This is a genomic window from Shewanella sp. 10N.286.52.E4 (assembly GCF_041468785.1).
In the GTDB taxonomy this organism is placed as follows: Bacteria; Pseudomonadota; Gammaproteobacteria; order Enterobacterales; family Shewanellaceae; genus Shewanella; species Shewanella electrodiphila.
This window is the reverse complement of sequence record NZ_JBFRJJ010000011.1, coordinates 57,601-70,906: the sequence shown is the minus strand read 5'-3', so window position 1 is coordinate 70,906 and position 13,306 is coordinate 57,601. Positions and strand designations below refer to the sequence as shown.

Here is a 13,306-nt window from a genome sequence, read left to right as displayed (position 1 = left end):
AAGTTTACTTACTTGATTTAGTAGTTGTTTTAGTTGTTGATTTAGCTTTAACTTTTGCTTTTAAAGCCTCTAATTCTTCGTTGACTGAGTCTTCAGCTTCTAATGCAGCAAACTCATCTGCAAGATTATTTTTCTTACCGATATCATAAGCTTCAACTTGTGACTCTAAGCCTTCAACACGACGCTCATAATTCTCAAACTTCACCATCGCGTCATCAATTTTGCTTGAATCTAACTGCTTTTTCACTTCTAAACGTGAAGTTGCAGTTTGCTTACGCATAATGATGGTTTTCTGACGAGCTCTAGCATCATTAAGCTTTTCTTGTAGTTGCTCAACTTCTTGCTTAAGACGGGCAATATGCTCTTCAACTACTTGCAGTTCCATTTCTAATGTTTCTAGAATGGTGACTGTTTTCTGTTTTTCAATTAATGCAGCTTTTGCTAAATCTTCTCTATCTTTCGATAAAGCTAATTCTGCTTTTGCTTGCCAATCGATAACTTGCTCTTGCACTCGGCTAATACGACGCAGTAGTTCTTTCTTTTCTGCTAACACTTTGGCAGAAGTTGAACGAACCTCAACTAACGTGTCTTCCATTTCCTGAATAATCAGACGAACCATTTTTTCTGGATCTTCAGCTTTATCTAGTAAAGCACTGATGTTCGAATTAATGATGTCTGCAAAGCGTGAGAAGATTCCCATAATGTGTCCCTCAAATATTTTGTTAATGTCGAATATTACTATTCACAAGCCGTGCCAACTTTTCATATATGTTTATTTTCAACAAGTTAACCAAAATATTAACTTTTTCTTTATTTTAAAGCGCTAGCCAACTATTATGATTTTCACCACTTGTTAGCGTATTAGACTAAAAATTACAGTGACTAGACAATTTGAGCAAGACAATCTTATCGGACAATCCAATGCTTTATTAGAAGTACTGGAACATGTGTCTAAAGTTGCCCCACTATCTAAGCCGGTTTTAATCATCGGCGAACGTGGTACTGGTAAAGAACTTATCGCAGAACGTCTACATTATCTATCTGCCAGATGGGATCAAGAGTTTATTAAGCTCAATTGTTCATCCTTAAGTGAATCTTTACTAGAAAGCGAATTATTTGGCCATGAGTCTGGCGCTTTTACTGGCGCGAAAGGAAAACATGAAGGTCGATTTGAACGTGCAGATGACGGCACACTATTTTTAGACGAACTTGCTAACACTTCAGGGTTAATTCAAGAAAAGTTATTACGTGTCATTGAATATGGTGAGTTTGAACGTGTTGGCGGCAGTAAAACAGTACAAACTAATGTTCGACTCGTCTGTGCTGCCAATGAAGATTTACCTTCACTCGCTGAAAATGGTGAGTTCCGCGCCGATTTACTCGATAGACTTGCATTCGATGTAATCACGCTACCGCCGCTTAGATGCAGAACAGAAGACATTATGCCTTTAGCTGAATATTTTGCTATCAGTATGGCAAGACAGCTGAATTTAGATTTTTTCGGTGGATTTAGTCCCATCGCAATTGAGCAATTAATGTCGCACCGCTGGCCGGGTAATATTCGTGAACTTAAAAACGTGGTTGAGCGAAGCGTTTATCGCCGAGGATCTGACGGTGATGAAATTGACCATATTATTCTCGATCCATTTGCCTCCCCTTATCGACCAACTGGTCGAGTAAAAACCCGAGAAAGACAAGCCCCAGCGACTTCTAGTGCAGAATCACATGGCAGTGCAGCGCCAAATGAAAGTAATAGCCCTGAGGACAGTAATACAAGCTCAGCAAGCAGTGCAGAAGGAACTCAACATCAAACAAGCCAACTCAATAGCCAGTTTAGTTTCCCTATCAACTTTAAAGATCATACAGAAAACTATGAAGTTGAACTATTAAAGAAAGCCTTGGCGGAGAGTCAATATAATCAAAAGAAAACCGCAGAGTTACTCGGATTAAGCTATCACCAGTTGCGCGGTATTTTGAAAAAGTACAACTTATTGGAAAAGGCTTAAGATGATATTTGCTCCTAAGTTATTAACACTGCTAAAATAGTCGTTTACAGCCTAAAAATTGAATGATAAAAAAATGCGTGTGATTAGAGAACGTTGGAATCCCTTAGCATTACTTTGCTTACTATCTTTTTTAGTAACAGCTTGTGGTGAGCTCAATGTTCCATCTGGGATTGTGTATTGCTCAGAAGGTAATCCTGAAACCTTTAATCCGCAGCTCATTACATCTGGCACCACCATCGATGCTAGCTCTAATCAACTCTATAATCGTTTAATTGATTACAATGATGACTCATCTGACTATAGCGCCGCACTCGCGACAAATTGGGCGGTATCAGATGATGGGCTGCAATATCGATTCACACTGCGCCAAGATGTACAATTCCACTACAACAGTTTGTTTAGTCCATCTCGCAACTTTAACGCTGATGATGTCATCTTTTCTTTTGCACGCATTATCAATACAGAACATCCATATCATTTAGTAAGCAGAACCGGTTATCCTTTTTTTCAAAGTATTGATTTTGCTAATTTAGTAAGCAAAATTGAAAAAATTAATGATTACGAAGTTGTGTTCCATCTTGCCAATAAAGATGCGTCATTTTTATCTAACCTTGCCACCGACTTTGCCGTTATATTATCCGCTGAATACGCTGCACAACAACTGGCAGCTGGCACACCTGAAAATATCGACTACTTTGCCATTGGTACAGGGCCATTTTATTTAGCTGAATATGCTAAAAACGAATATATACGCTTCAAACGTAATCAGTACTATTGGGGGGAACAAGCCAAGATTGATTTACTCGTTTTTGATATCACTCGTAAAAGTGAAGCAAGACTGGCTAAAATCATTACTCGAGATTGCCAAGTCTCCGCACTACCCAAAGCCAATGAACTTGCTGTCATAAACAAACATAAGCACCTTGAGTTACGTACTAAGCCAGGTTTAAACGTAGCATTTTGGGCATTCAACACCCAAAAACCACCGTTGGATGATGTCAGAGTGCGTCATGCTTTGGCCCACGCTGTAGACAAACAAAACATTCTCAATGTGGTTTATCATGACACTGCCGTTGCCGCTTCGGGCATGTTGCCACCCGCATCTTGGGCTTATACAGAAACAGAAGACGCCAAGCATTACGATCCCGAAGAAGCTAAACGTTTGTTAAAAGAAGCTGGCGTCACAAATTTAAGCTTTGATATTTGGGCGATGCCTGTCGTCAGAATTTATAACCCTAATGCGCTTAAAACCGCTGAGCTCATTCAAGCGGATTTAGCGAATATCGGCGTAACGGTTAACATCGTCAGTTACGATTGGAGTGTATTCACGCAGAAACTTATTTCCAGTGAATACGACTCTGTACTCATTGGTTGGAATGCTGACAACACCGACCCAGATAACTTTTTTACGCCACTGTTAAGTTGCAGCGCACTTGAGTCCAATAACAATCGCTCCCGCTGGTGTTCTACAGAACTTGATACTTTGTTATCACAAGCTAAAGAGACGCTTTCCAAGCCAGAACGAAAAAAGCTTTACAAACAGGCCGAGAAAATCATTCATGAGCAAGTACCTTTGGTCAATATCGCGCACGCCCAAAAGCTACTGCTGAAAAATACCAACGTGAGCATTAAAAATGTCAATCCATACGGTGGTATGTCATTTTCCGGTGTTGAGCTGATTAAACAGGAGGTTCAACCTTAATGTGGCGCTATCTTATAAGACGACTGAACCTTTTTATTGCTACATCCATAGTAATGATGGCGGTATTATTTTTTGCAACGGGCATGTTTCCTGTAGAAAAAGGCTATGCGCTTACCGGTATTCAGTTCCCTACCGAAGAACAACAAGTTCAAACTGTTGAAGACTACAAATTAGATAAAAACCAGTTCAGTCAGTTTTATGCCTATGTAACACAAAGATTATCAGGAAATTTAGGTATTTCAGTTAACTCACAGCAAGATGTGGCTGAAGAGTTAAGTGCCGTATTACCTGCATCATTTGAACTATCATTATTTGCTGGCTGTATTGCAGTCTTCTTCGGCGTACCGTTAGGGGTGTTAGCCTCGCTTAGTTCCAGTAAATCAGTGCAGCGTAGTATTTTAGCCATTACCTTAACCGGCTATTCCATTCCAGTATTTTGGCTTGGGTTAACCCTCGCTCTTTGGTTTGGTGTGCAATTAGAATGGTTACCGATTTCTGGTCAAATTAACCTATTATATGAAATAGAGCCCGTCACTCGTATTATGTTGATAGATACATTGTTATCTGAGTCAAGTTACAGCATGTCGGCGTTTAAAGATGCTTTACTGCATATCATACTGCCTGCTGTCACCTTAGCCGTATTGCCTTTTACTGTGGTTATCCGGATCACCCGCCAAGCTATGGTGACCGTCATGACTCAAACCTATATCCGTGCTGCAGAGGCCAGAGGGTTAAGTACATACCGTATTCTAATCAGACATGCCCTGCCCAATGCGCTTATTCCAGTGTTAAAAGCATTCGGTTTAATGCTTGGCTCATTTGCAAGTTACGGCATTATTGTCGAAGTAATATTTGCTTGGCCTGGAGTCGGTTCTTGGTTGATTAATGCTATATATCAACGAGATTACACCGTGATCCAAGCAGGTATCTTGTCGGTTTCATTATTAATTATCTTTTTGAGTATTATGATTGAATTACTGCATACCACTATTAATCCCATTAATAGGAAAGAACTGTATGCCGATTAAAAAACTCTACCAAGAAGAACAAATAGACTCACCGCTTGGGCAGTTATGGCATGCTTTTGCATCTAACCCTTTTGCAGTTGCAGGTTTATGGGCGGTGATATTTCTATTACTTCTGGTTATTTTAGGTCCATTGCTCGCCCCTTTTCAGCCAGAGTTACAAAATCCAGATGCGATTTTACTGCCCCCATCTTGGGATCAAGCAGGTCATGTTTCGCACTTTTTAGGCACCGACGATTTAGGCCGTGATTTATTTAGTCGAATTTTACATGGCGTCAGGCTCACTTTTGGGATGTCATTAATCGTCGTGGTATGCGCCCTTGTTGTTGGTTTCATTATTGGCTCGTTGTCAGGAATGATGCGCGGCTTAAAGTCGAGTATTTTAGGCCATTTATTAGATGCATTGCTGTCAATTCCATCTCTATTGTTAGCTATTTTAGTGGTCGCAGTCACAGGTCCAGGGCTATCAAATGTGTTTTGGGCTGTGGGTATTGCCTTAACCCCACAATTTGTTCGCGCGATTCATCAAGCTGTGCATGAAGAGTTACAAAAAGAATACGTTACAGCCGCTAAACTTGATGGTGCTAGCCAAATCCAGATATTTTGGTATGTGATCATGCCTAATGTGTGGGATGTGGTTATCATTCAAACCACCATTGCTATTTCAGTTGCGATTTTGGATATTGCAGCCTTAGGCTTCTTGAATTTAGGTGCACAAGCACCCAGTTCTGAGTGGGGGTCAATGATTTATCAAGGTTTAAGTAGCCTGCTTATTGCACCTTGGACAATTACAATTCCAGGGCTTGCCATTTTATTTACGGTGTTATCCATCAATTTAGTGGGTGACGGATTACGCTCGGCGTTAGCGCCGATAAGAAATTAACCTATGCCATTACTTGATATCAGAAACCTCACCATTGAGCTGGATACTCCACAAGGCACAGTCAAAGTGCTTGAAAAAGTCAGCTTAACCATTAACCCAGGTGAAGTGCATGGGCTAGTCGGTGAATCAGGTTCTGGCCGCAGTTTATTAGCGAAAGCGGTACTCGGTGTTTTAGGGCCAAACTGGAATATCATCGCAGACCGTATGATGTGGGATGGGCAAAACCTACTTGAAATGACATCTAAACAGCGCCGAAACTTAATGGGCACTGATATGACGATGATTTTTCAAGACCCTTCAGGCAGTTTAGACCCGGTTAAAACCATCGGCAGTCAGCTAATAGAGTCTTTAACGCCAAATAAAGCGGTGCCTTTTTGGCGTCGTTCTAAAGATACCCATTTAACCGCTCAAAAATGGCTTCATAAAGTGGGGATTAAAAAACCTAAAGCCATTATGAAAAGCTACCCATGGGAACTCACTGAAGGCGAGTGCCAAAAAGTCATGATTGCTATGGCTGTTGCAAACCATCCAAGACTATTAATTGCCGATGAACCGACTAATTCCATGGAACTGAGTACTCAAGCGCAAATTTTTCGGTTACTGTCACAACTCAATCAATTGCAAAACGTGTCTATTTTACTTGTGAGTCATGAATTAGAAACCTTGGTTAAATGGTGTGATCGCATCAGTATTTTATATAGCGGTCAAATTATGGAGTCTGGCCCAGTTTCGGAGCTACTGACAAAACCTTATCACCCTTATACCAAGGCCCTATTTAAAAACTTACCTGAACACACTGGTAAAATGCGCCATAAATCCTATTTGCCTTCTTTGCAGGGTTCCTCGCCGTCATTGCAACATTTACCAGCGGGTTGTCGCTTAGGCCCTCGTTGTCCTGATGCGCAAAGAGAATGTGTTATTCAGCCCAATTTAGCCCATGAAAAAGATCGCTATTTTGCTTGCCACTTCCCATATAACAATGAGATAGAAGATGACGACGCCATTACTTAATGTCACTGAGCTCAGCAAGCGATACTTTATTGGTTATAAGCGTTTTAAAGCGCAGTATAATCAAGCGCTTTCAACTGTATCTTTTGAGCTTGAACGAGGCCAAACCTTAGCTATTGTTGGCCAAGTAAGTTCAGGAAAAAGTACCTTGGCAAGAATTCTAGTTGGTGCAGAGTCTCGTTCTACTGGTACGATCGAATATGAAGGCGAAGAGCTAGAAGCGCGTAATTTAAAGCAACGCTGTCATTTAATTCGTATGATTTTCCAAGACCCTAACACCTCCCTCAATCCACGATTGACCATTGGTGCATTACTTGAAGAACCTTTACGCTTTAATACCGATATGACAAGTGCTGAACGAAAAGCACAAGTGACTGATATCCTACGTAAAGTGGGCTTACTTCCAGAACATGCCAGCTTTTATCCGCATATGATATCGGAAGGACAAAAACAACGTGTCGCTGTGGGACGCGCTTTAATGTTAAACCCCAAGATTATTATTGCTGATGAAGCGCTAACATCACTAGATTTATCAGTACGGTCGCAAATTTTAAATTTATTGCTCAAATTACAAAAAGAAATGGGCTTATCTTATATTTTTGTGACTCACAATTTAAATGTGGTCAGACACTTCAGTGACAAAGTTATGGTGCTTAAAAAAGGGGTCATGGTTGAGAAAAACACCACTGAAGAGCTGTTCGAAAATCCACAACATGAATACACTCGCAGATTAATTGCAGAGCAAACTCAGCTCTCGGCAAAACGCTAAACTGCTCCAACCACTGAGTTAAATGGCCATTTTTAACAAAAATGAGTGCCATTTCGGCGGCTAACTATTTATCCTAGGGCCATTGTTAAAGGAAGAAACGAAATTATGATTATTAAACCAAAGACACGTGGCTTTATTTGTACCACTACGCATCCAGTTGGCTGTGAAGCTAACGTAAAAGAACAAATTGAATTAACTAAAGCGAAAGGCAAAATTGCTAATGGCCCTAAAAAGGTCCTTGTAGTGGGTTCTTCAAGTGGTTATGGCTTATCTTCGCGCATCGCATCTGCGTTTGGTAGCGATGCTGCCACTATTGGTGTTTTCTTCGAAAAACCAAGCACTGAAACTAAGCCTGGTACTGCGGGTTGGTATAACTCAGCTTATTTTGACAAGTTTGCTAAAGCTGAAGGGTTATATTCTAAAAGTATTAATTGTGACGCCTTTAGCCATGAAGCTAAGCAAAAAGTGATTGAGTTGATTAAGGAAGACCTTGGTCAAATCGATATGGTAGTTTACTCACTAGCATCACCTGTTCGTAAACTGCCTGATACGGGTGAAGTTATCCGCTCAAGTCTTAAGCCAATCGGCGAGACTTACACTGCGACAGCTGTAGATACGAATAAAAACACTATCATCGAAACATCAGTTGAGCCTGCAAGTGAGCAAGAAATTGCTGACACAGTCACTGTAATGGGCGGTGAAGATTGGGAATTATGGATGAGCGCCTTAAGTGAAGCTGGCGTATTAACCGACAACTGTAAAACAGTCGCTTATAGCTACATTGGAACTGAAATCACTTGGCCGATCTACTGGCACGGTGCGCTTGGTAAAGCCAAAATGGATTTAGACCGTGCAGCACATGCATTAAACACTAAGTTATCAGCAACTGGCGGTTCAGCTAATGTTGCAGTGCTTAAGAGTGTGGTAACGCAAGCCAGTTCTGCTATTCCTGTTATGCCACTGTATATTGCAATGGTGTTCAAGAAAATGCGTGAAGAAGGTGTTCATGAAGGTTGTATGGACCAAATTTACCGCATGTTCAGCGAGCGTTTATTCCGTGAAGATGGAACAGCTGCAGAAACTGATGCTGATAACCGCTTACGTTTAGATGACTGGGAGTTACGTGAAGAAATTCAGAAGCATTGCCGTGAGCTTTGGGCTGAAGTGACCACTGAAAATTTAGCTGAATTGACCGATTACAATGAATACAAAGAAGAGTTCTTAAAACTGTTTGGGTTCGGTATTGACGGCATTGATTATGAAGCGGACGTTAACCCTAACGTGACGTTTGATGTTGTAAGTTTATAAGAAGAAACTAATAACATATCAATTAAAACCAAGTCTGATGACTTGGTTTTTTTATGTCTGTAGTTCTTATTAACGCCAAGCATGAGATTAAATATTTTCAACCTCCCTCTTCAAAACTCCCCCTTACTAATCAGTGTTAGCAGAGTGAAACTCTAAATTTAATAAAATTATTATTTAACGATGTAATGGGTATCAAAACTAAAAATGAGTTGAAATCTATTGCGATGAACAAACAATAAAAAGGCCAAGTAGAAGATACTTGGCCTTTGTGGGGATATTAGTGATGATGAATTTTAATTACAGCTTATTTCTTTAAAGCATGTTTCGCTGCATTTTCGCCAGCTTTACGGCCGAATACCACTGTATCAGCAATCGCATTACCGCCTAGACGGTTATAACCATGAACACCACCAGTCACTTCACCAGCAGCAAATAAACCAGGCATTTTCCAGCTTTGCAAGTTTAAGATGTTCGAGTCAGTATCGACTGCAATTCCGCCCATGGTGTGATGGATACCTGGAGCTACTTTTACAGCGTAGTAAGGTGGCGTACTTAGGCTTAATGGTAAATTAGCTCGGCCGAATGCATCGTCTTTACCTGCTGCTTGATATTTGTTGTAATCAACCGCTGTTTTAGGTAAATCGCTCATGCCAGTGATTTGGGCTAACTCTTCGATGGTGTTCGCTTTACTCAACATACCTAAATGCTCGTAACCACGTACCATTTTCTTTTTCTCAACCAATTGCTCATCAAACACTAACCAAGCATATTGATCTTTTTGCTTAAGAATTGCATCAGATGCGCGGTCACGGGTGGTTAATTCATTAATGAAACGCTGACCATCTGTATTAACCATGATTGCACCAACACCACGTACAGTTTCAGAGATTAAGATACGGCTATCTTTTCCTACTGTTGGATGCGCCTGAACCCAATCAATATCAGTCATAGAAGCACCGATTTCTTTAGCAAGTAACACACCATCACCCGTTGCTGTAACGTTGTTTGAGCTAGACATGTCTTTCATCGTTGGGCGGTAGTAAGCAACCATCTGCTTATTCATACCATAACCGCCTGTCGCAAGTACAATAGAGTCAGCTGCAACCATGTTGTAACCAGAATGACGGCCGTGAACCACCACTCCTGCAACTGATTGGTCATCGTTTAAGACGATTTTTTCAATTCTTGAGTTAACGCGAACTGGGATATCACGTTCAACTGCCGCTTTACGCAAGGTATCAATTAAATGTGGACCAATTGACGAGCCACCAGAAGGAGCGTGAGTACGCTCAGCTCTTGCGCCGCCTGAACGTTTAAGCTCTGACATATCTGCGCCTAAAGACTCAAGCCATGCCACTGCGCCAGCAGACTCTTCCGCCATTGTTTGCACAAGCTTAGGGTCATTTTGATAACGGCCCCCTTTCATGGCATCTTCAGCATACCAATCAACAGTGTCTTCAATGCCTTTGGCTTTTTGTTGCGGTGTGCCTACAGCGTTAATACCACCAGCAGCTAACATTGAGTTACCGCCTGTGTATGGTGCTTTTTCAAATAACACCACATTAGCGCCCGCCATTTTTGCAGAAATAGCAGCGTTAAAACCAGCAGAACCACCACCAACAACAATCACATCAACCGTTTCTACAGGGCCTTTAGCAATCGCTTGTTGGATTTTGTCTTGATTCCAATCACCATCCCACTTCTTCTTCGCTTTTGAATCAGCAAAAGGCATCTCCATCTCAAAGTTGTGACAGTTATTACAAGTCAACTCTGGTTTAGCATGGGCTGTATGACATGAAGTACAGTTGATTTCACCCAAGTGAGATGCATGAGGGTCAAACGCAAGTTCATCGTTAACTAAATCAGCATAACCACCATGACAGTCCTGACACTGGGCGTTCTCATGAGTTTGGCTATCAGTCATGCTTTTCTTGATGTCTTTCATTTTGCCAGTTACGTGACAAGTTTGGCAGTCGCCCATTTCTGTATGGAATGACGCTAAGTCATTTTTTGCCATTACGCTGCCAGAAGTAAGCATCATCACTGCTACTGCCGAAGCCAAATATTTAAGTTTCATGTGTTCGATCCTTTATAAGTGTTTTTTATGTCTCTTTGTTGAGAGCAAGATTACTCATTAAGGAGTATCAAAACTTAGACCTTTGTCATGTTTAAGCTTCGGTTAAGTTTTAATGAAAACCTATTCAATTTTCTTTAATCAGCAACATAAAACAAACAGCTGTGACTCATGTTCATTTTATCAATAACCAAAATCACTACGATGTGAACCATCAAATCTAGTTACCTATCTAGATAGATAGACAATGAATCTACATAAATTTTTAGCCTAGAACGTTAATAAATAACCATTTGAAAAAGTGGCACATTAATCCAGTTAAGATTTTTACACCAATAATAAATAAGACAAAATTTATAATTAAAACAATGGGATTGAACATGAAAAAATCACTACTATCGCTATCAGTTATAACACTGCTTTCTGCAAACTCTTATTCAGCACTTGCCGATTCACCGCAGTTTTATGGCCGTTTAGAAATGGCAGTCACCAATTCAGATAACGGTACGACAACTCAAAATGGTAAGTCAGGAACGGTATTGGAGAATAACTTCTCACGACTTGGTGTACGTGGCAGTGAAACAATTACTAACGATATTGAGTTACTTTATCGCGTTGAAGTTCAGGTCAACTCAGCAACAAATGAAGGTAACGATGACGTATTCAAAGCAAGAAATACCTATTTAGGTTTAAAAACAAATCTAGGTACGGTTTTGGTGGGACGTAATGACACTGTGATGAAAACATCAAAAGGGACTGCTGAAGCGTTTGCTTTAACCAATGCAGCATACAACCGTATGATAGCTGGTCAAGTTCGTAAAGCTGACGGTATTACGTATTACTCGCCAAAAATCGCTGATTTAATTACTTTCAACGCCACTTATTTAATGGATGATAACTACGCAGAATATGATGACAACGGTGAGCGCAGCGATTATGACGAACAGCAGTATGCTGTCAGTATTATTGCTGGTGATAAAAAGCTAAAAAAACAACCTTATTACCTAGCTGCAGCCTATAACACTATCGGTGGGGTCGATGCTTATCGCGGTGTGGCTCAAGTTAAGTTCGGCAACTTAAAATTAGGTGGTTTATTCCAAAACACTGAAAGCCAAGAATACAGCTATAAAGAAGGTAATTCATACTTCTTGAGTGCAGTTTATAATTTAAATGGCGTTAATTTAAAAGCTGAAATAGGTAAAGATGAGGCTGGTTTTGGTAAGTATTTCAAAAATAGCGCAATGTCTTCAAGTGACTATAAGCAAGCAACAGATGTTGATATTAACTCTTTAGTAATCGGCGCAGATTACCGTCTTTCAAAATCAACGATGGTATTCGCTCATTACGCCAAATACGAAGGTGAATATAGAGTCGAAAACGCTGGCCCTGTTATCGATTTAGATGAAGATAATATCTTTAGTATTGGTGTTCGTTACGACTTCTAAAAAGATTAGGATGTAAGGTTATTTCTCTTTAATAGCCTTACATCCACTTGCAAGGTTACACTTTTACTAAAAATATGAACAAGGTTACAAAAAAAGGAAGTTAAACAATGATTTTAACGTTGTTTATTCATATTTCGCTATAATCCCAAACATCATTAAAAAAACCTTTGTTTCATTATGAAAATCACCCTTAAACAACTTACTATTTTTAAAGCGATACATGATAACGGACAGATCTCAAAAGCTGCGCAGCAGCTTCATATGTCTGTTCCAGCTGTCAGTATGGCGCTAAAAGAGTTGGAAGGTTCTTTAGGCACACGCTTATTTGAACGAAGCAGCAATGGGTTAACCACCAATGATAATGGCGAAGTTATTCTCCCTTATGCCAATGAGATGTTGTCTAAAGGGACTCAGCTTGAACAAATGTTTGCTGAGCGAAATGCAGTTGGCGGTACGATAAAGATTGGTAGTAGTAAAACAGCAGGTAATTATATTTTATCGCGTAAGATCCCCCAGTTTAAAAAATCCCACCCACTGGTAGATATCAAGTTAGTCATTAATAATAGCCTGACAATTGAAAAGATGGTCTCAGAAAAAGAGCTGAATTTGGGTTTTGTTGATGCAAAACCAGGGCTGAACAACCTTAAGTATGAGCAATGGATTAAAGATAAGATTTGCCTTGTCACCAGTTGCGATAACCCGATACTAGAACAAACGATTACCGCTGAGTTATTGTCTGAACAATTATGGGTGCTGGATTCTACCATGTCAGTTTCAAGGCTCAGAAATACCCAATTATTACGCAGTGCTAAAATCAACATCAATAATGAATTATCGATGAATACCATGGGCGCAATTAAACGTGCCATAGGTACAGGCATTGGCGTTAGTGTTCTGCCATATCTTGCAGTAAAAGAAGAAATTCGTCGTGGTGAGATAGTTGAATTAGAATTAGCAGGCTGGGATTTTCAACGTAAATATTGGTCAATTAGCCGAAATGACGAAGCTTTATCGCCATTATTAGAAGAGTTCATTCGTTTTTGTAACGCATAATGCGTCACTTAACACTGTAAGGTAGCCAAAGCG

The 13,306-nt window shown here is 40.2% G+C and carries 11 protein-coding genes; 9 read left to right on the top strand and 2 right to left on the bottom strand.

Annotated elements, in window-relative coordinates; translation table 11 throughout:
* Positions 1 to 4 precede the first annotated feature (4 nt).
* The gene (pspA, locus tag AB4153_RS06370) at positions 5 to 700 is read right to left on the bottom strand and encodes a phage shock protein PspA (protein ID WP_102528791.1); all 696 of its coding nucleotides are present in this window, start codon (positions 698 to 700) and stop codon (positions 5 to 7) included.
* A 178-nt stretch (positions 701 to 878) separates the two neighbouring features.
* Here pspA and pspF point away from each other — a divergent pair, with 178 nt between their 5' ends.
* The 7 genes from pspF to fabV all read left to right on the top strand — a co-directional run bounded on the left by pspF (position 879) and on the right by fabV (position 8,701).
* Positions 879 to 2,006, top strand: coding sequence for a phage shock protein operon transcriptional activator (gene pspF, locus AB4153_RS06365; RefSeq protein WP_371996753.1), 1,128 nt, complete (start codon positions 879 to 881; stop codon positions 2,004 to 2,006).
* A gap of 73 nt (positions 2,007 to 2,079) precedes the next feature.
* Positions 2,080 to 3,708 (top strand): ABC transporter substrate-binding protein, encoded by a 1,629-nt coding sequence (locus AB4153_RS06360; protein ID WP_303516630.1) that lies wholly within the window; start codon positions 2,080 to 2,082, stop codon positions 3,706 to 3,708.
* A complete protein-coding gene (locus AB4153_RS06355; protein WP_102528794.1) occupies positions 3,708 to 4,736 on the top strand; it encodes an ABC transporter permease in 1,029 nt (342 codons plus the stop codon). The genes AB4153_RS06360 and AB4153_RS06355 overlap by 1 nt, the downstream gene beginning before the upstream one ends.
* The gene (locus AB4153_RS06350; RefSeq protein WP_102528795.1) at positions 4,726 to 5,616 is read left to right on the top strand and encodes an ABC transporter permease subunit; all 891 of its coding nucleotides are present in this window, start codon (positions 4,726 to 4,728) and stop codon (positions 5,614 to 5,616) included. Before AB4153_RS06355 ends, AB4153_RS06350 begins: the two co-directional genes overlap by 11 nt.
* 3 nt (positions 5,617 to 5,619) lie before the next feature.
* Positions 5,620 to 6,627, top strand: coding sequence for an oligopeptide/dipeptide ABC transporter ATP-binding protein (locus AB4153_RS06345; RefSeq protein ID WP_102528796.1), 1,008 nt, complete (start codon positions 5,620 to 5,622; stop codon positions 6,625 to 6,627).
* The gene (locus AB4153_RS06340; protein ID WP_303516634.1) at positions 6,608 to 7,393 is read left to right on the top strand and encodes an ATP-binding cassette domain-containing protein; all 786 of its coding nucleotides are present in this window, start codon (positions 6,608 to 6,610) and stop codon (positions 7,391 to 7,393) included. Before AB4153_RS06345 ends, AB4153_RS06340 begins: the two co-directional genes overlap by 20 nt.
* Before the next feature lie 105 nt (positions 7,394 to 7,498).
* The gene (gene fabV, locus AB4153_RS06335) at positions 7,499 to 8,701 is read left to right on the top strand and encodes an enoyl-ACP reductase FabV (RefSeq protein ID WP_371996752.1); all 1,203 of its coding nucleotides are present in this window, start codon (positions 7,499 to 7,501) and stop codon (positions 8,699 to 8,701) included.
* Between the two features lie 304 nt (positions 8,702 to 9,005).
* Here fabV and AB4153_RS06330 read toward each other — a convergent pair whose 3' ends face one another.
* Positions 9,006 to 10,778 (bottom strand): flavocytochrome c, encoded by a 1,773-nt coding sequence (locus tag AB4153_RS06330; protein ID WP_371996751.1) that lies wholly within the window; start codon positions 10,776 to 10,778, stop codon positions 9,006 to 9,008.
* Positions 10,779 to 11,155: 377 nt separating this feature from the next.
* On the opposite strand from AB4153_RS06330, the gene AB4153_RS06325 reads away from it, so the two are divergent.
* A complete protein-coding gene (locus tag AB4153_RS06325; RefSeq protein WP_371996750.1) occupies positions 11,156 to 12,220 on the top strand; it encodes a porin in 1,065 nt (354 codons plus the stop codon).
* 177 nt (positions 12,221 to 12,397) lie between these two features.
* Positions 12,398 to 13,273, top strand: coding sequence for a LysR family transcriptional regulator (locus AB4153_RS06320; RefSeq protein ID WP_371996749.1), 876 nt, complete (start codon positions 12,398 to 12,400; stop codon positions 13,271 to 13,273).
* Positions 13,274 to 13,306 lie beyond the last annotated feature (33 nt).